Raw genomic sequence first — 17,580 nt, 5'->3', positions numbered from 1 at the left:
CTTGGCATGATTCCCAATGACGAACAACTTCAGATCAGCGACGCGGCCCGGCAGTTTGCCCAGGAACGGCTGAAACCGTTCGCCGCCGAATGGGACCGTGAACATCGCTTCCCCAAGGAAGCCATCCGCGAGATGGCCGACCTGGGTTTCTTCGGCATGCTGGTGCCGGAGCAGTGGGGTGGTTGTGACACCGGTTATCTGGCCTACGCCATGGCCCTGGAAGAAATCGCTGCCGGCGACGGCGCCTGCTCGACCATCATGAGCGTGCATAACTCGGTGGGTTGCGTACCGATCCTCAAGTTCGGCAACGACGATCAGAAAGAACGCTTCCTCAAGCCGCTCGCCAGCGGCGCAATGCTCGGTGCGTTTGCGCTGACCGAACCGCAAGCCGGCTCTGATGCCAGCAGCCTGAAAACCCGTGCCCGGCTCGATGGCGATCATTACGTGCTTAACGGTTGCAAGCAGTTCATTACTTCCGGGCAAAACGCCGGGGTGGTGATTGTCTTTGCGGTGACCGACCCGAGTGCCGGCAAACGCGGGATCACGGCGCTGATCGTGCCGACCGATTCGCCGGGCTATAAAGTCGCGCGGGTCGAAGACAAACTTGGTCAGCACGCCTCCGATACCTGCCAGATCCTCTTCGAGGATGTGAAAGTCCCGGTGGCCAATCGACTGGGCGAGGAGGGCGAAGGCTACAAGATCGCCCTGGCCAACCTCGAAGGCGGTCGTGTCGGCATCGCCTCGCAATCGGTGGGCATGGCCCGCGCCGCGTTCGAAGCGGCCCGTGATTATGCTCGCGAACGCGAGAGTTTCGGCAAGCCGATCATCGAACACCAGGCGGTAGCCTTCCGGCTAGCGGATATGGCAACCCAGATCGCCGTCGCCCGGCAGATGGTGCATTACGCGGCGGCGTTGCGCGACAGCGGCAAACCGGCGCTGGTGGAAGCATCCATGGCCAAGCTGTTCGCTTCGGAAATGGCCGAGAAGGTCTGCTCCTCGGCGTTGCAAACCCTTGGCGGTTACGGTTACCTGAACGACTTCCCGCTGGAGCGGATCTACCGCGACGTGCGGGTGTGCCAGATCTACGAAGGCACCAGCGACATTCAGCGCATGGTCATTTCGCGCAATCTTTGAGAAGGAATCCACCTATGAACTACGAAACGATTTTGCTGGAAACCCACGGCCGCGTCGGCCTGATTACCCTCAACCGTCCGCAAGCCTTGAACGCGTTGAATGCGCAAATTGTCAGCGAATTGAACCACGCCCTCGATGGTCTGGAAGCCGACTCGAACATCGGTTGCATCGTGCTGACCGGCTCGAAAAAAGCCTTCGCCGCCGGTGCCGACATCAAGGAAATGGCCGAGCTGACGTATCCGCAGATCTACCTCGATGACCTGTTCAGCGACAGCGATCGCGTGGCCAACCGCCGCAAGCCGATCATCGCCGCAGTCAACGGTTTCGCCTTGGGCGGCGGTTGTGAACTGGCGTTGATGTGCGACTTCATTCTGGCGGGCGACAACGCCAAATTCGGTCAGCCGGAAATCAACCTCGGTGTGTTGCCGGGCATGGGCGGCACCCAGCGCCTGACCCGAGCCGTGGGCAAGGCCAAGGCCATGGAAATGTGCCTGAGCGGACGTTTGATCGATGCGGTGGAAGCAGAGCGCTGCGGCATTGTTGCGCGCATCGTGCCCGCGGATGAGCTATTGGAAGAGGCGCTGAAAGTCGCGGCGCTGATTGCCAAGAAGTCGCTGCCGATTGCGATGATGATCAAGGAAAGCGTCAACCGCGCGTTTGAAGTCAGCCTGTCGGAAGGTGTGCGTTTTGAGCGCCGGGTGTTCCATGCGGCGTTTGCGACGCAGGATCAGAAGGAAGGGATGGCGGCGTTTATTGCCAAGCGGGAGGCGGAGTTCCAGGGTAAGTGATGTAGCGTTCTTGCGGACGCTTTCGCGAGCAAGCCCGCTCCCACATTTGATCTCGGGTGTTCACAAATGCCGTGTACACCGCAGGACTAATGTGGGAGCGGGCTTGCTCGCGAAGCTTTTAAGGCTTCAAACCAGGTAGTGCTTGAGCTCCCGGGCAATCACCATCCGCTGTATCTCGCTCGACCCTTCATAAATCTGCGTGATCCGCGCATCCCGGTAGTAGCGCTCCACCGGGTAATCCTCCAGATACCCATACCCGCCATGAATCTGTATCGCCGACGAGCAGACCTTCTCGGCCATTTCCGAGGCAAACAGCTTGGCCTGTGAGGCCTCCGACAGACACGGTTTGCCAGCACTGCGCAACCTTGCGGCATGCAGGATCAGCAGGCGCGCGGCGTTCAAGCGGGTGTGCATGTCGGCCAGCATGTTGGCGATGCTTTGGTGCTCGATGATCGGCTTGTCGAACTGCACCCGATCGCGCGCGTAAGCCAGCGCTGCTTCGAACGCCGCACGGGCGATGCCTAAGGCTTGCGCGGCGATGCCGATGCGGCCGCCTTCGAGGTTGGAGAGGGCGATGGCCAGGCCTTTGCCGCGTTCGCCGAGCAAATTGGCCTCGGGAACGGTGCAATTGCTCAGGGTCACGGCGCAGGTATCGGACGCACGGATACCCATCTTGTGTTCACTGCGGTCGACGATAAAACCTGCGGTTTCGGTCGGCACCAGGAACGCCGAGATGCCGCGCTTGCCCAGCTCCGGATCGGTCACGGCGAACACGATTGCGAGCTTCGCCCGTTTGCCATTGCTGACGAATTGCTTGGCGCCATTGATCACCCACTGGCCGTCGCGCAGTTCGGCGCGGGTGCGCAGGTTGTGGGCTTCGGAACCGGCTTGGGGTTCGGTGAGGCAAAAGCAACCGATGGCCTGGCCGCTGGCGAGGTCTGGCAACCATTGCTGTTTCTGCTCTTCGGTGCCGTAGTTGAGCACCGGCCCGCAGCCCACGGAGTTATGGATGCTCATCAGCGCACCAGTGGCGCCGTCGCCGGCGGAAATCTCTTCCACCGCCAAGGCGTAGGCGACGTAGTCGACATAAGTGCCGCCCCATTCCTCGGGCACCACCATGCCCAGCAGACCCAGTTCACCCATCTTCGCTACCAGACCGTCATCGATCCAGCCGGCCTTTTCCCAGGCTTGTGCATGGGGCGCGATTTCGCCGCGGGCAAAATCCCGGGCCATGTCGCGGATCATCACTTGTTCTTCGCTCAATTCGATATCGTGCATGACTCAGCTCCAGCTTGGGTCGAACCCGGTGAAAAAACTCGCCACGTGCTCGGCGTCCAGCGCCTGCAGAGTTGGCGGGTTCCAGCGCGGGTTCTTGTCTTTGTCTATCAGTAAGGCGCGCACGCCTTCGATCAGGTCGCCGCGTTCGAACCACTGGCGATCCAGGTGCAGTTCGAGGGCGAAGCACTGTTCCAGGCTCAGGTGCCGACCGCGCCGCAGCATCTCCAGGGTCACGCCCATGGCCAGCGGTGAACGGCTTTCCAGCAAGTCAGCGGTGGCCGTGGCCCACTCATGGCTATCGGCGACGGTCACTTCACGTAGTTGTTCCACCATACTCGGCACATCGGGCAGGGCGAAGAAGTGATCGATAGCCGGCCGCAACGCCGCCAATGGTGCAGCCGGCAGTTGTTGCACGGCGAGTTTCGCCAGCAGACCTTGAAGGTCCTTCAATGGAGTCTCGTGCCATTCGAGCTGATCGAGTTGCTCGTCCAGGGTGCCCAGCTTGTTGCTTTCCAGGTACCAGTCGGCCAGGCCGCAATAGAGCGCATCGGCCGCACGGATTTGCACGCCGCTGACACCTAGGTAAATACCCAGCTCACCGGGAACGCGCGGCAGAAAATGGCTGCCACCGACATCCGGGAAATAACCGATAGCCACTTCCGGCATCGCCAGACGGCTGCGCTCGGTGACCACCCGCAAATCGGCGCCTTGCACCAGCCCCATGCCACCGCCCAGCACAAAGCCGTCCATCAAGGCCAGGACCGGTTTGCGATAGTGATGGATGGCGAGGTCGAGGGCGTATTCCTCGACGAAGAAGTCTTCATGCAGGGTGTCGCCGCTTTTTAAACTGTCGTACAGCGAGCGGATATCGCCGCCGGCACAGAACGCTTTCTCACCAGCGCCGCGCAACACCACCGCATGCACCTGCGGATCCTGTGCCCAGGCATCGAGCTGCTGCTGCAGGCTGCGAACCATGTCCAGGGTAATGGCGTTGAGGCCGGCGGGGCGATTGAGGGTCAGGTGACCGATGTGATTGCGCACCTCGGCCAACACTTCGTTTTGCGTGGCATCCATGGGCTGTGTGGTCGGGGATGAAACCTGAGCAGTCATCACTAACTCCCTGCTTTTATTGTTCTTTATAGAGAAGCTCGCGCGCGAGCGATGCTGGATCGTATCAGTGCAAATTTGTGATGTACAACCGGGATACGTGCAGGTGCTGTTTGCATTTTTACCTTAGGGCAAAAACAAAAGATCGCAGCCTTCGGCGGCTCCTACGTGATCGATGTTCAACGTAGGAGCTGCCGAAGGCTGCGATCTTTTGATCTTTCTTTTGATCTTCAACCCTTGCTGGAAAATACATCCCCGATGCTACGCCGCTTGGCATGCAATTCACTGGCATGGATCAGTTGTTCGAGGTCTTCGGGGGTGACGTCGTAGAAGGCCTCCATGTCGGCAAGTGCCAGTTTCAGATCCGCGGCAGTGATCGCCTGGCTGTCTGGGACGGACATCATCGGTGCCGGTTCAGCGGGACGTTTTGGGTAGCGAATGCGCGTCAGGTTGTTGTACGCCAGTGCGCTGAGCAGCATTGTCGAGCCACTGAGCATCACCGGGCCGAGGGCTTTCCAGTCTAGGGCAATGGTCGCCGGGTCTGCCAACACCAACAGCAACGCCAACGCTCCCGCAGGCGGGTGCAGGCAACGCAGCCAGCACATCAGAATCAGCGCCATGCCCGCCGCCAGGCAGGCGCTGCCGAGGGTGCGTCCGAGTACGTGAGCGACCAGCAGAGAGACCACCCCGGCACTCAAATAACCGCCAAGAATCGACCACGGCTGGGCGAGGGCGCCTGAGGACACGGCAAACAACAATACTGCGGACGCACCCAGCGGGCCGATCAGGTGCTGCGCCACTTCCATGCCAAATACCTGACTGCAGAGCCAGACGCTGAACATCGTCCCCAGCGACATGCCGATGGCGGCGCGGCTCCATTCTGAAGGACGGGTATTGATGGCGGCAGGGAACCAGCGAGCAAACATGAGGCAAACAATCCGTAAAAATCGAGGCAAAAAAAAGGCTTAGCTGGGATACCCAGAAAGCCCTTGAAGTAGTTCCAACTATTGGGGGAGGAACGCCGCACAGTGTGCCGATCATTCCTGATGCTGACAAATTCATATTAATGCAGTTTCAATGCATTATTTTTGCAGTATTGCCACGCGCCGACCGCTCATGAAGCAGAGAAAACCGCCCATTGCCGTCAACGCGCTCAAGGCATAGAACATGGTGGGTGCGGGCGTGTGCATCAGCAGATAGCCACAGATCACCGGGCTCAGCGCACCGCCGAGGGCCGCGAGGTTCTGCGCGCCGTAATAGCTGCCGCGCAGTTCTTCCGGGGCCAAGGTGTCGACAAAGAGGAATTCGGCGGGGTAAATGATCATTTCGCCGAGGGTGAAAATGAACATCGCCACGCACCAGCTCACCAGGCTGTCAGCCAGGCTGAAACCGATCAACCCGAGGATGAACAGGCTGGTGCCGCCAGCAATCCAGTAACGCAGTTGTTCACGTTTGAGGAACCGGCCGATCTGATATTGCAGCAGGATCACGCTGATGGCGTTGCAGGCGAGCAGGGCAGCCATGGTTTCCAGGGCACGTTTGGTGTCTTGCGTGACCAGCAGGTATTGCGACAAGTACAGGGTGAAACGACCGTGCACCACGGTGCTGAGCAGGCAGCCGCAAGTGAACATGATCAGCGTGCGGTCGTTCTTCAGGGTGATCAGGGTTTTGAGGAAACTCTGGGGCTGGCCGATGGCGGGTATCTGGGCCGGGTCTTTGGGAATTCCGCTCATCAGGAAAATACTGAAGAATGCGATGCCGCCGGCAATCAGGAACGGCGCCAGCGGTTGCACTCCGGCGATCACCACACCGAGCATGGGGCCGGTGGCGTAGCCGATGTTGGTCAGCGTGTAGCGCAGCGAAAAAGCCTTGGCGCGCTGGCCCATAGGCAGGTTCTCGCTGAGGATCGCCTTGGACCCGATCAGGAACAGCGCCGAGGCGGTTTCGGTAATCACTAGGGTGGCGGTGGTCAGGTAAAGGTTTTCGGCGAAGGTCAGCAGCACAAAGCCGATGGCACTGGAGAGCATGGCCAGGATCAGCAGCCGACGTTTTTCGAGGCGGTCGATGATGTAGCCGCCGTAAAGGGCGAGCAGGGTGGCGATGAACACCGCGATGCCCAGCAACAGGCCGACGTCCTGTTGGTTGAGGCCGAGTTTGTTGCTCAGAAACAGGGTGAGCAACGGGCTGGTAATGGCGCGGCTGACGACGATGGTCAGCGAAACGATCATCAAGCGGCGGATAACGAGGGAGTAAGTGGCCACGGTGGGGCAAATGTCCTTATTAAGATTCTGTAGTGTCCGACACAAGACCGAGTCGTTGCCAATCGCGGGCAAGCCCGCTCCCACAGGTTTTGTGTCGATCATTTAATCGTGGCTCGACGCGAACCTTGTGGGAGCGGGCTTGCTCGCGAAGAGGCCGGATCAGGCAACGCCATACTCAAGTCAGCCATCGATCAAGCACCCGAACCGACTCCAGTTCTTCCAGCCGCCACAACTGCGCAAACAATTCTTCCGCCCGCTGTCGCGGCATCACCCGGCTAGCCAAGCTGAAAAACTTCTCCTCCAGCGCCTCATCACTCAGCGGATTGCCCGGAGCACCCAACGGCACCTCAACACACAGGCTCGCTTGCCGACCGTCCACGGTCTGCAGGCTATACGTCCCTATGTAAGAGCTGCCGCAGGCTGCGATCCTTTGATCTTGATCTTCAACAACATCGAAACCACCAAAAGATCGCAGCCTTCGGCAGCTCCTACAAGGGAGGCGTGTGCAGCAGGACGTAATCGTTTTTATCGAAACGCCCGCTCAATATCGGCGCCTGGGCTCCCAGCGGTGTGCCTTGCAGGGCGTGGTAGTCGCTCCGATCCATCATCAGCCAGGCCGGTCCTGGCAGCGCTTCGAGTTCTTGAATTGATTCGGTGAACACCGGTTGCAGATCCTGCTCGATATTGACCATGAACTTGATCGCCTTGGCGTCTTTGCCCATGCCGTGCAGCACCAGCGGCGCCGGGTCTTTCTGAACCTGTGCGAATGCCGCTCGGCTGAAGGTTTGCGTGTCGTAAAGCTGACGCTCGGCCGGTTCGAACACCAGGATGTAAACCGACCACAGCGCCAGGACTGCACAACCGGCCAATACTTCGGCCCGCCAACGAGATCGGAACCACGCCACCAGCGCGATGATTTGCAACGCGGCAAGCACGATCAGGACCGGAACAAAGGCAGCCGGTGGCGTTGGCAGACGCCGCTGCGCGATCAGTAATCCGACGATCAACAGCCCTGGAATCAGCAACCACAGCCCTTGCATCAAGGTCCGCAACCAACCGAACACCCGACCCTGCGCCACCTGAAACGGATACGCTGCAATGATCGCCGCCATGGGCAGCATCGGCAGTAGATAACGAGCCTTTTTAGCCTGGGGAATCGACAAACCAATCATCACAATCAACCCGGCCGCCGTGCAGTACTGCAACAGACGCAATGCCGGACCGGCCTGCCGTGGATTCGTCAGCCAGACCGCGGCCAACACCAGCAACGCCAGCGGATAGGCGAGCGCATAGTTACCCAGCGAACGGGTGAAGTAATACAGCGAACCGCTGGCCCCTTCGCTGCCATCCATACGCCCCAAGAACTGCATGTGCACCACGTCCTGCATGAATGCCGGTCCGCCGCTGGTTTCGGCCAGCCATAGCAGCACGCCGACACACATCGCCAGCAACACGGTCGCCAGCAAGCCGAAACCGAACAACCGTGACCATTGGCGATTGAGCAGGTAATAACTGCACAGCATGCCGGTGGGGATTATTAGCCCGATCGGCCCGCGAATGCCGAAGCCCAGCAGCAACAAGGCAAGCAGTAACGGCAACCGACGAGGCATCGCAAAATGATCGGTGGCGTACCCCAGGTAGAACACCGAAAACGCGACGGCCGCCAGCATCAAATCCTGGGAAACGGCACGGGTTTCAGTGACAAACGTACTGGTCAGCAACATCAAGGCGATGCTCAGCAGCGCCCAACGTCTGGAGTACGGCGCGAGCAACCGGTACATCAACGTGACGATCACCGCGGCAGCGATGGCGCTCGGCAACCAGGCGCTGAGGCTGTTGACCTGCCCGAACGGCAGGGACAACAACCAGATGAACAGCGTCGAAACCGCTGAATAATCGGCATAGGGCTGGCCGTAGGTAGTCGGAAAAACCGATGGCCCGTGGCGCAGCATCTCCTGGGCGAACAGCACGAACCGTGAGTCGAAACCGATCGCCGCTTGCTGATAAACCCCGGCGATGAACAGCATTAGCGCCAGCAGCCCAACCCCCAGGGACTGCCGACGAATGCCGGGCGAAACCGTGTTCACGCCACGACCGAGGCCGCTGGCCATTGCTGATGGGGAATCGGCAGGTTGCGCGATTCACCGCGGCCCATCGGGAAGTACAGGAAACCGCTGCGGGCCAGGCGCTCGGCGTCGTACAGGTTGCGCCCGTCGAAGATCACCGGCGCGTTAAGCCGTTGCTGGATCAGGTTGAAGTCCGGCGCCTTGAACTGCTGCCACTCGGTGCAAATGATCAAGGCGTCGGCCCCGGTAAGAACCGATTCTGGTGTGCCCATAAGCATCAGCTTAGATTCGTCCGGGTAAAGGTGTTGGGTTTCCTGCATGGCTTCCGGGTCGAACGCCCGCACATGAGCCCCGGCAGCCCACAGCGATTCCAGCAGCACCCGGCTCGGCGCGTCGCGCATGTCGTCGGTATTGGGCTTGAAGGCCAGGCCCCACACGGCGAAGGTCCTGCCACGCAAATCGCCTTTGTAGAAGGCGTTGATGCGTTCGAACAGTTTGTGTTTCTGCCGCTGGTTGATGGCTTCCACCGCTTGCAGCAGGTCGCTGGAGCAGTGGGCCTGTTCGGCACTGTGAATCAGCGCGCGCATGTCCTTGGGGAAACACGAGCCACCGTAACCGCAGCCGGGATAGATGAAGTGATAACCGATGCGCGAATCGGCGCCGATGCCCAGCCGCACAGATTCGATGTCGGCGCCCAGGTGTTCGGCCAGCTCGGCGATCTGGTTGATGAAACTGATCTTGGTCGCCAGCATGCAGTTGGCAGCGTATTTGGTCAGCTCGGCGCTGCGCAGGTCCATGAACATGATGCGGTCATGGTTGCGGTTGAACGGGGCGTAGAGGTCGCGCATTACATCGCGCACGTCATCGCGTTCACAACCGATGACAATGCGGTCCGGGCGCCGGCAATCGGCCACGGCCGACCCTTCCTTGAGAAATTCGGGGTTGGAGACAATATCGAACTGTAGCAACCGACCGACTTTGAGCAGGCACTTTTCGATATGCGCGCGCAGCGTATCGCCCGTGCCCACCGGCACCGTGGATTTCTCCACCAGAATCACCGGTTGTTCACGGTGACGCGCCACCGCTTCACCCACCGACAGCACGTAGCGCAGGTCCGCCGAACCATCGTCCCGGGACGGCGTGCCGACAGCGACGAACAGTACCTGGCCATGTTGCACCGCGAATTTTTCGTCCGTGGTGAACTGCAGCCGTTTGGCTTCCAGGCTCTCACGCACCAGGCTGGCCAGCCCCGGTTCGAAGATGCTGACGTGGCCTTGTTGCAGCAGCGCGACTTTTTCCTCGTCAATGTCCATGCACACCACGTCGTGGCCGACTTCAGCCAGGACGGCAGCTTGCACCAGGCCAACGTAACCGCTGCCAAATACACTGATTTTCATGGAGCTCTCCTGATAGTGGGCGTGTGAGCGGGTCGCGAGTTGATGGTGACGACACCGAGGATGACCAACGCCACCCCCAGGGTTTTCGAAAGGCTGAAGGTTTCGTTGAACAGCGGCAGGCTGGCGGCCAGCACATACACCAGCGCGTAGCTGATGCTCAGCAGTGAATACGCCCGACCCAGGGGCAAATCCCGCAGGGCGGCGAGCCAGGTGAACATCGACACGGCATAGGCGAGGATGGCGGCCAGCACGACGGACACGGCGGTCGCATCGACGCTGCCGTTGCTCAAGGCGCTTATCAACTGTTCGGGATGGGGCAGGCGGGTCATGCTCCAGCGCATGCCCAACTGCGCGGCGCTGCCCAGCAGCACGCTGGCCAAGGCGAAGACGAGTCCGCGACGCAGGCTCATGCGTGTTGCCCCAGCAAGACCACACCCGCGATCACCAGCGCCACGCCCAACCAGTGACGGCGGTCGATGGTTTCGTGGAAGACGAAGCGGGCGACCAATGTGATCAACACGAAATTCAGGCTGAGCATGGGATAGGCGACGCCGACTTCGAGGCGTTGCAACACCAGCAGCCAGACCAGCAAGCCCAATCCCAGAGAGGCGAGCGCCAGCCACAGCCACGGCGAACGCAGCTTCTCACCCCAGCCCGACGCCTTGCCGCGCCAACTTTCCACGGCGTATTTCTGGGCGATTTGGCCCAGGCAGGTCAGCAGGCAGGCAGTTAAAACGAGCAGCAGGCTCATGACGCCTCCTGAGGAAAGATCAGAATCACCAGGTTGCCTTGCTCATAACGTTTGCCATCCTTGGGCAGTCGTTCGATTTCTTGCAGCTCGCCATCGCCCTTGACCCGCATCACCACGCCGACCGAACCACTCTGGCGGGCTTCGCGCATCCACTGTCGAACCTTGTCCGGGTCGACTCGCTGCTTCACTGAATCAGGATAGGCGAGGCCATATTTCAATTCGCCTATCGTGTTGTACAACGCCACGTCGGGGCGTTTCAGGCGCCAGGCCAGGGCTGAAGCGGCGCCCAGATCATTGCTCAACAGCTTGCCGCTTTGCGCCAGTTCCTCGGCGTGTTCGAGGACGAACTGATCGGGCATCTTGTTTGCCACCACCGAATCGGGCATCCCGGCCGGCAGCACGCCGATCAGCAGCAAACTGCCGAAGGCCGGTGCCGCCCAGCATTGCAACGGGCGGAACGCTTGCAGCAGGTTTGCCATGATCCAGCCGATCAAACCGATGAACACCAGCACCAGGTTGTGCAGTTCATGGGCGTACAGCGGGTTTTTCAGTTGCAGCCAGACCAGCGTAATCAGGGTGATCAGGCCCAGCGTCAGGTTCAGCAGGCCATTGATCCCCAGTACCCGGCCCTGTTCCAGCTTCAAATGGTCTGCCAGTGCATGGCCCAGCAACAATGCGAGGGGCAGCAGGCAGGGCAAGATGTAGGTCGGCAATTTGCCGTTGCTCAGGCTGAAAAACGCCAACGGCATCAGCAGCCACAGCAACAGGAAAGCGATGCCTGCCTGATGCCGGGTCTGCCACGCCTGTTTCAGCGCCGACGGCAGCAACGCCGCCCACGGCAGACTGAACGCCACCAGCAGCGGCAAATAGAACCACCACGGTGCGTCATGCTGGGCGTCATCCCCGGCGAAGCGACGAATGTGTTCATGCCAGAAGAAGAACCGCCAGTAATCGGGTTCCTGCGTATGCACCGCCAGGGCCCACGGCAGGCTGACCGCGATGGCCACGACAATCGCCACCGCGCCGTAAGTCAGCAGCTCGCGCCAGCGTTTTTGCCAGAGCATCCAGGGCAGGGCGATCAGCACCGGCAGCAGCCAGGCGAGGAACCCCTTGGTCATGAAACCCAAACCGCAGGCCAGCCCCAGCATCGCCCAGCCGAGCAGACGCGGGCCACGGTTGACGCTGTCCAGCGCAAACCACAAAGCCACCAGACTCAGGTTGACCCAGAAAGTGAATTGCGGATCGAGGTTGGCGTAGCCGGCTTGTCCGGCGACGATGGTAAAACTCATGTACAGCAGCGCGCAGGCGAAGCTCTTGCGCGGCTCGTTCCACAGCCGTCGGGCGATCAGATAACACAGCAACACGCTCAACCCGGTGCTCAGCGCCGAGGCGATACGCACACCAAACAGGTTGTCGCCAAACAGCGCCTGACCAATGGCGATCATCCAATAACCGGCCACTGGCTTTTCGAAGTAACGCAGGCTCATGAAGTGCGGCGACACCCAGTTACCGCTCAGGAGCATGTCCTGGCTGATCTGGGCATAGCGTGTTTCGTCGGGAATCCATAAACCGTGAGTACCCAGTGGCAGCAAATACGCCAGCGCCAAAACGACCAGCAAAAACGGCAGTGCCCAGCGCTGGCTCATGCGCCTTGTACCCCCAGCCAGCCTTCACGGCCTTCGAGGGTGCCGCGCACGACTCGGCCGACCGGCAAGGTGGCGGGTGCCTCTGGCAGCAGATTGCCCAGGGGTTGGAAATGAATGTTCTGCCGGCGCGCTTCGGCCAGCAGTTGACGGAAATCGTTGGCCATAAGAATCCCTTCTACTTCGGCATGGATCGTGTAGACGTTGAGTGTTTGCGGGGTGAACCGCTCAAGAATGAAAGCATTGAAGTCCTTGGCCGCGACGGTCGGGCCGACCACCTCATCGAAGGTCGGCAGGTCCACCGGAATCTGCGGGGTCCCCGGACTGCCATCGGCCAATGTCGGCCGGAACAGGTTTTGGCCCCGACAATCGCTGTTGTAGCGAAAGCCGAAACCCTGCTTGGCCTCGATCACACGCTCGTCCGCCCGCCAGCCGGCAGACGCCGAGCACTCGACTTTTTGCCCGAGGATGTCGCTGAGGCTGTCGACGCCACGGCGAATCTGCTCGATCAACTGCGCCTCGCTCCAGCGCCCGGCATTGGCCTGCCAGCCGTGATGGTCCCAGGCGTGCAGGCCGACTTCATGCCCACCCGCCAGGGCCTGACGCATCAGGTGTCCGAGGTCTCGGCCAATGGGTTTGCCCGGCCAAGCGGTGCCGGCCAGCACAATGTCCCAGCCATACAGGCCGGCGGCGTTGGAACGCAGCATTTTCCAGAGAAACTGCGGGCGGATCAGGCGCCACAAGTGGCGCCCCATATTGTCTGGCCCGACACTGAAGAAAAACGTCGCCTTGACCTGAGCCTCATCGAGCATGTCCAGCAGCCGCGGCACCCCCTCACGGGTGCCTCGGTAAGTGTCGACATCGATTCGTAGGCCTGCCTGCATCAGCATGATTCTTCTGTAGATTGCTCCGCCCGTTCGAGCATGGCCTCGCGCAAGAAGAAATCCAGCGTGTTGCCGATGGTCTCGCTCATCTGCACCGTTGGTATCCAGTCAAGCAGACGTTTGGCGTTGGCGATGCTCGGTTTGCGATGAGACACGTCCTGATAGCCAGTGCCGTAGAAGGCTTTGCTTTCGATATCGCGGAAGCCGGCGAACGGCGGGAAGTTGTTGCGCAGCGGGTGCGCCTCGAACTGGCGCAGCAGTTCTTCGCCCAACTGACGAATGCTGGCTTCGTTGTCGGGGTTGCCTATGTTGATGATCTGGCCGTTGCAGGCGTCGTTCTCGTTGTCGATGATCCGCGCCAGAGCTTCGACGCCATCGGCGATGTCGGTGAAGCAGCGTTTTTGCTCACCGCCATCGAACAGACGAATCGGCGTGCCTTCCACCAGGTTCAGGATCAGTTGGGTGATGGCCCGGGAGCTGCCGATGCGTGCCGAGTCCAGCCGGTCCAGGCGTGGGCCCATCCAGTTGAAAGGGCGGAACAGGGTGAAATTCAGGCCTTTCTGGCCGTAGGCCCAGATCACCCGGTCGAGCAACTGCTTTGAGGTCGAATAGATCCAGCGTTGCTTGTTGATCGGCCCGACCACCAGGTTGGAGCTGTCCTCGTCGAAATTGCCGTCCTGGCACATGCCATAGACTTCGGAGGTCGACGGGAAGATCACGCGCTTGTTGTATTTGACGCAGAAGCGAACCAGTTTCAGGTTCTCTTCGAAGTCCAGTTCGAACACGCGCAGCGGATTGCGGGTGTATTCGATCGGCGTGGCAATCGCCACCAGCGGCAGGATCACGTCGCACTTCTTGATGTGGTACTCGATCCACTCCGAGTGGATGCTGATGTCGCCCTCGACGAAGTGGAAGTTCGGATGGCTGCGCAGCCGCTCAATGGCGTCCGAGCCGATGTCCAGGCCGTACACTTCATAGCGGTCGTCACGCAGCAGGCGTTCGGACAGGTGATTGCCGATGAAACCGTTGACGCCGAGGATCAGCACCCGGGTGCGACGTGGCCCACGGCCCGATTCGGCGCCACGCAATACCGAACCATCGACCAGCCCCAGTTCGTTGGCCAGTTGCGGGCCGCTCAGGTACAGACCGTTGTCGTTACGCTGGCCAGCGTTGATCACCAGCGAGTCTTCGCCACAGGCGATTCGCAATGGATCGACGCTGATGACCCGGCCCGGTGCCAGGCCTTCATTGCCCTTTGCCACGTCGGCGCTCCAGACAATCAGCTTGTGCTCGCCCACCGCGCAGAACGCGCCCGGATAAGGCTGGGTCACGGCGCGGACCAGATTGAACAGCTGTTCAGCGGGTTTGTTCCAGAGCAGTTTGCCGTCCGCCGGGGTGCGACGGCCAAACACCGTGGCTTGGGATTCATCTTGTGGGGTTTCACTGACTTTGCCCTGAAGCAGCGCCGACAAGGTATCGCGCAGCAGATCGGTGGCAGACACGCGCAATTTGCCGTGCAGGATCAGCGCGGTGTCGCTGCGCTCGATCGCCACCCGTTGCTGAGCGATGATCGCGCCGGCGTCGGCACGTTTGACCATGCGGTGCAGGGTCACGCCGGTTTCGGTTTCACCGTTGACCAGCACCCAGTTGGCCGGTGCCCGGCCACGGTAGCGAGGCAACAACGAACCGTGCAGGTTGAACGCGCCTTTACTGGCCGTGGCCAACAGCGGTTCGCTCAACAGATTGCGGTAGTAGAACGAGAACAGGTAATCGGGGTTGAGCTTGCTGATGCGCTCGATCCACAGCGGATGGTTGGCATCTTCCGGGGCGTGCACCGGGATGCCTTTGCGGGCGCACAGTTGTGCAACCGAGCTGTAGAACGCATTTTCCTTCGGATCGTCGGGATGGGTGAACACGGCGGCAATCTCGTAACCCGAATTGAGCAGGGTTTCGATGCCGGCACAGCCAATATCGTGATAGGCGAAGACAACAGCTTTTGCGCTCATGAGAGAACCTGATCTGAAGAAGTGGAAGTGAGGCCGTCGACGGTGACTACGGGAGCAGGGGTAGAGGGGTGGCTGCGCAGAACCTTTTCGATGAAGAACCGTGGGCGCGCCCGGACGTCGCTGTACATGCGGCCCAGGTACTCGCCCAACAGGCCCATGCCGATGAACTGCCCACCGGTGAAAACGAACAGCACCGCAAACAGTACAAACAGCCCGTCGCCGGCCCACTCGGCGCCGAAGACCAGGCGCAGGACGATCAGCATGACGGCGAACAACAAACCGAGGCCGGCCATGCCGAAGCCGACGATGCTCAGTAATCGCAGCGGTGTGGTGGTCATGCAGGTGATCAGGTCGAACATCAGGCTGATCAGGCGCATCGGGCTGTATTTGGATTCGCCGTGTTCGCGCTCGGCGTGGGTCACCAGAATTTCCGTGGTGTGCCGGGCGAAGCTGTTGGCCAGGATCGGGATGAAGGTGCTGCGTTCGCGGCAGGCGAGCATGGCGTCGACGATGGTCCGGCGATAGGCGCGCAGCATGCAGCCGTAGTCGCTCATGGCGACGCCGGTGGAACGCTGCACGGCGAGGTTGATCAGCTTCGATGGCCAACGACGCAAGGCAGAGTCCTGACGATTGTTGCGCACCGTGGCGACCACGTCGTAACCCAGTTCGGCCTGAGCCACCAGCCGCGGGATTTCTTCCGGCGGGTTTTGCAGGTCGGCGTCTAGGGTGATGACCACATCACCTTTGCACTGTTCGAACCCGGCCATGATCGCTGCGTGCTGGCCGTAGTTACGATTAAGAATGACCGCCACCACCGGGCTGCACTCGCGACTGGCAGCGTCCTCGAGGATCTGCGCCGAGTTGTCGCGACTGCCGTCATCGACCAACACAATTTCGTAATCCTGATGCAGTTGCCGGCACGCCGCTTCGGTGCGCCGGAGCAACTCGGGCAGGCTGTCTTGCTCGTTGTAGACCGGGATGACGATTGACACGCAACGGATCGGATAAGGTTTCACAGGCTTTTGTCCAATGTGTTTTCAATGGCGCCGACAACACGATCGACGTCATCGGTGGTCATGTCGGGGAACAACGGGATCGAACACAGCCGCGCCGAATTCCATTCGGTGTTAGGCAGGTAGATGTTGGGGAAACGGCGGCGGTAGAAGGTGTGCAGGTGCGTGGCGATGAAGTGAATGCCGGTGCCGATGTTCTGTTCCTGCAAAGCCTTCATGAACGCCTCGCGGTCCAGCCCGCAACGTTCGGTGTCGATGCGCAGAATGAACAGGTGCCAGGCGTGCTGCTGCGCATACGCCGGAATGGCCAGCGGTTGCACCGGCAAGCCTTCCAGGCGTTGCAGATAGGTCTGGGCCAGCTCCGTGCGCTTGGCGTTGATCGCGTCCAGACGCTTCAATTGCACCAGGGCAATGGCCGCGTTGATGTCGGCCAGGTTGTACTTGAAGCCAGGCTCAATCACTTGGGCCTGAGGTTTGCGGCCGTGGGTCAGGCGGTCGTAGGCATCCACGCCCAAGCCATGAAATTTGAGCATGCGCACTCGAGCGGCCAGGGCTTCATCGTCGCTGACGAACATTGCACCCTCGGCGCAGGTCATGTTCTTGATCGCGTGGAATGAGAAGATCGCCGTGCCTTGGGCGCCGACGTGACGACCTTTATAGAAAGTGCCCGCCGCATGCGCAGCGTCTTCGATGACGGCGATGCCGTGTTTGTCGGCCAGCGCGTAAAGCGGATCGAGGTCGAACGCGGCTCCGGCGTAATGCACCGGAATGATTGCCCTGGTGCGCGGCGTGATTGCCGCTTCGATGCTCGCCAGGTCGCTCATCAACGTGTCGCGATCAACGTCGACGAAAACCGGCGTCGCGCCGAGCAGGCAGATCATGTTGGCGGTCGATACCCAGGTCTGGGACGGTGTGATGACTTCGTCGCCGGGACCAATTCCCAATGCCAGTAACGTGATGTGCATCCCGCCGGTGGCTGAAGACAATGCGACGGCATGGCGACAGCCGACATAGTTGGCGAAGTGCTCTTCCAGTTGCTGGTTTTTCGGCCCGGTAGTGATCCAGCCGGAGCGCAGTACTTGTTCTACCGCGGCTATTTCTTCATCGCCGATACTGGGGCGGGAGAAGGGGAGAAACGCCTGATTCATAGTAATCTCCGGGCGAACGAAGCCCTTCAGCGAAATCGCCGAAAGAAGCGTGTTTTCAAAGGCTTAGCCGATAAGCCAAGAAGCCATCAATTGACTTTGCCGGC

At 60.5% G+C, this 17,580-nt stretch carries 15 protein-coding genes and 1 pseudogene; 2 read left to right on the top strand and 14 right to left on the bottom strand.

What is annotated here, in order from left to right:
* Positions 1–6: 6 nt before the first annotated feature.
* Both F6R97_RS01290 and F6R97_RS01285 read left to right on the top strand, forming a co-directional pair.
* Positions 7–1,134 (top strand): acyl-CoA dehydrogenase, encoded by a 1,128-nt coding sequence (locus F6R97_RS01290; RefSeq protein WP_258622486.1) that lies wholly within the window; start codon positions 7–9, stop codon positions 1,132–1,134.
* A gap of 14 nt (positions 1,135–1,148) precedes the next feature.
* A complete protein-coding gene (locus F6R97_RS01285) occupies positions 1,149–1,922 on the top strand; it encodes an enoyl-CoA hydratase (protein WP_030131385.1) in 774 nt (257 codons plus the stop codon).
* 126 nt (positions 1,923–2,048) lie between these two features.
* Here F6R97_RS01285 and F6R97_RS01280 read toward each other — a convergent pair whose 3' ends face one another.
* The 14 genes and pseudogenes from F6R97_RS01280 to arnB all read right to left on the bottom strand — a co-directional run bounded on the left by F6R97_RS01280 (position 2,049) and on the right by arnB (position 17,476).
* Positions 2,049–3,200 (bottom strand): acyl-CoA dehydrogenase family protein, encoded by a 1,152-nt coding sequence (locus F6R97_RS01280; RefSeq protein WP_038983238.1) that lies wholly within the window; start codon positions 3,198–3,200, stop codon positions 2,049–2,051.
* Positions 3,201–3,203: 3 nt separating this feature from the next.
* Entirely contained in the window at positions 3,204–4,310 is a 1,107-nt protein-coding gene (locus tag F6R97_RS01275; RefSeq protein ID WP_315865867.1) for an enoyl-CoA hydratase/isomerase family protein, read from the bottom strand.
* Positions 4,311–4,537: 227 nt separating this feature from the next.
* Positions 4,538–5,233: an HPP family protein gene (locus F6R97_RS01270; RefSeq protein ID WP_315865866.1), complete on the bottom strand. Its 696-nt coding sequence runs from the start codon at positions 5,231–5,233 to the stop codon at positions 4,538–4,540.
* 156 nt (positions 5,234–5,389) lie between these two features.
* Positions 5,390–6,568 (bottom strand): MFS transporter, encoded by a 1,179-nt coding sequence (locus tag F6R97_RS01265; RefSeq protein WP_315865865.1) that lies wholly within the window; start codon positions 6,566–6,568, stop codon positions 5,390–5,392.
* 175 nt (positions 6,569–6,743) lie between these two features.
* Positions 6,744–6,959 (bottom strand): annotated as a pseudogene (locus tag F6R97_RS01260) (MmgE/PrpD family protein); the annotation flags it as partial.
* A 97-nt stretch (positions 6,960–7,056) separates the two neighbouring features.
* Entirely contained in the window at positions 7,057–8,679 is a 1,623-nt protein-coding gene (locus F6R97_RS01255) for an ArnT family glycosyltransferase (protein ID WP_315865864.1), read from the bottom strand.
* Positions 8,652–10,031 (bottom strand): UDP-glucose dehydrogenase family protein, encoded by a 1,380-nt coding sequence (locus tag F6R97_RS01250; protein ID WP_038983243.1) that lies wholly within the window; start codon positions 10,029–10,031, stop codon positions 8,652–8,654. The genes F6R97_RS01255 and F6R97_RS01250 overlap by 28 nt, the downstream gene beginning before the upstream one ends.
* Positions 10,028–10,441 (bottom strand): 4-amino-4-deoxy-L-arabinose-phosphoundecaprenol flippase subunit ArnF, encoded by a 414-nt coding sequence (gene arnF / locus F6R97_RS01245; RefSeq protein WP_038983244.1) that lies wholly within the window; start codon positions 10,439–10,441, stop codon positions 10,028–10,030. Before arnF ends, F6R97_RS01250 begins: the two co-directional genes overlap by 4 nt.
* On the bottom strand, positions 10,438–10,782 hold the full coding sequence (gene arnE / locus F6R97_RS01240) for a 4-amino-4-deoxy-L-arabinose-phosphoundecaprenol flippase subunit ArnE (protein WP_038983245.1): 345 nt from the start codon (positions 10,780–10,782) through the stop codon (positions 10,438–10,440). The genes arnF and arnE overlap by 4 nt, the downstream gene beginning before the upstream one ends.
* Entirely contained in the window at positions 10,779–12,428 is a 1,650-nt protein-coding gene (gene arnT / locus F6R97_RS01235; protein ID WP_315865863.1) for a lipid IV(A) 4-amino-4-deoxy-L-arabinosyltransferase, read from the bottom strand. The genes arnE and arnT overlap by 4 nt, the downstream gene beginning before the upstream one ends.
* Positions 12,425–13,309 (bottom strand): 4-deoxy-4-formamido-L-arabinose-phosphoundecaprenol deformylase, encoded by an 885-nt coding sequence (gene arnD / locus F6R97_RS01230; RefSeq protein WP_315866130.1) that lies wholly within the window; start codon positions 13,307–13,309, stop codon positions 12,425–12,427. Before arnD ends, arnT begins: the two co-directional genes overlap by 4 nt.
* Entirely contained in the window at positions 13,309–15,315 is a 2,007-nt protein-coding gene (gene arnA, locus F6R97_RS01225) for a bifunctional UDP-4-amino-4-deoxy-L-arabinose formyltransferase/UDP-glucuronic acid oxidase ArnA (RefSeq protein WP_315865862.1), read from the bottom strand. Before arnA ends, arnD begins: the two co-directional genes overlap by 1 nt.
* Entirely contained in the window at positions 15,312–16,331 is a 1,020-nt protein-coding gene (arnC, locus tag F6R97_RS01220) for an undecaprenyl-phosphate 4-deoxy-4-formamido-L-arabinose transferase (protein WP_038983248.1), read from the bottom strand. Before arnC ends, arnA begins: the two co-directional genes overlap by 4 nt.
* A complete protein-coding gene (gene arnB / locus F6R97_RS01215) occupies positions 16,328–17,476 on the bottom strand; it encodes a UDP-4-amino-4-deoxy-L-arabinose aminotransferase (protein ID WP_038983249.1) in 1,149 nt (382 codons plus the stop codon). Before arnB ends, arnC begins: the two co-directional genes overlap by 4 nt.
* Positions 17,477–17,580 lie beyond the last annotated feature (104 nt).

Source organism: Pseudomonas sp. JV414 (assembly GCF_032424305.1).
Classification (GTDB): Bacteria; Pseudomonadota; Gammaproteobacteria; order Pseudomonadales; family Pseudomonadaceae; genus Aquipseudomonas; species Aquipseudomonas lini.
This window is presented reverse-complemented; position numbering and strand designations above follow the sequence as displayed.

Coding starts and splice junctions, on each gene's coding strand:
- F6R97_RS01290 (WP_258622486.1), top strand. CDS start 7: ATGATTCCCAATGACGAACAACTTCAGATCAGCGACGCGGCCCGGCAG.
- F6R97_RS01285 (WP_030131385.1), top strand. CDS start 1,149: ATGAACTACGAAACGATTTTGCTGGAAACCCACGGCCGCGTCGGCCTG.
- F6R97_RS01280 (WP_038983238.1), bottom strand. CDS start 3,200: ATGCACGATATCGAATTGAGCGAAGAACAAGTGATGATCCGCGACATG.
- F6R97_RS01275 (WP_315865867.1), bottom strand. CDS start 4,310: ATGACTGCTCAGGTTTCATCCCCGACCACACAGCCCATGGATGCCACG.
- F6R97_RS01270 (WP_315865866.1), bottom strand. CDS start 5,233: ATGTTTGCTCGCTGGTTCCCTGCCGCCATCAATACCCGTCCTTCAGAA.
- F6R97_RS01255 (WP_315865864.1), bottom strand. CDS start 8,679: ATGGCCAGCGGCCTCGGTCGTGGCGTGAACACGGTTTCGCCCGGCATT.
- F6R97_RS01250 (WP_038983243.1), bottom strand. CDS start 10,031: ATGAAAATCAGTGTATTTGGCAGCGGTTACGTTGGCCTGGTGCAAGCT.
- arnF (WP_038983244.1), bottom strand. CDS start 10,441: ATGAGCCTGCGTCGCGGACTCGTCTTCGCCTTGGCCAGCGTGCTGCTG.
- arnE (WP_038983245.1), bottom strand. CDS start 10,782: ATGAGCCTGCTGCTCGTTTTAACTGCCTGCCTGCTGACCTGCCTGGGC.
- arnT (WP_315865863.1), bottom strand. CDS start 12,428: ATGAGCCAGCGCTGGGCACTGCCGTTTTTGCTGGTCGTTTTGGCGCTG.
- arnD (WP_315866130.1), bottom strand. CDS start 13,309: ATGCAGGCAGGCCTACGAATCGATGTCGACACTTACCGAGGCACCCGT.
- arnA (WP_315865862.1), bottom strand. CDS start 15,315: ATGAGCGCAAAAGCTGTTGTCTTCGCCTATCACGATATTGGCTGTGCC.
- arnB (WP_038983249.1), bottom strand. CDS start 17,476: ATGAATCAGGCGTTTCTCCCCTTCTCCCGCCCCAGTATCGGCGATGAA.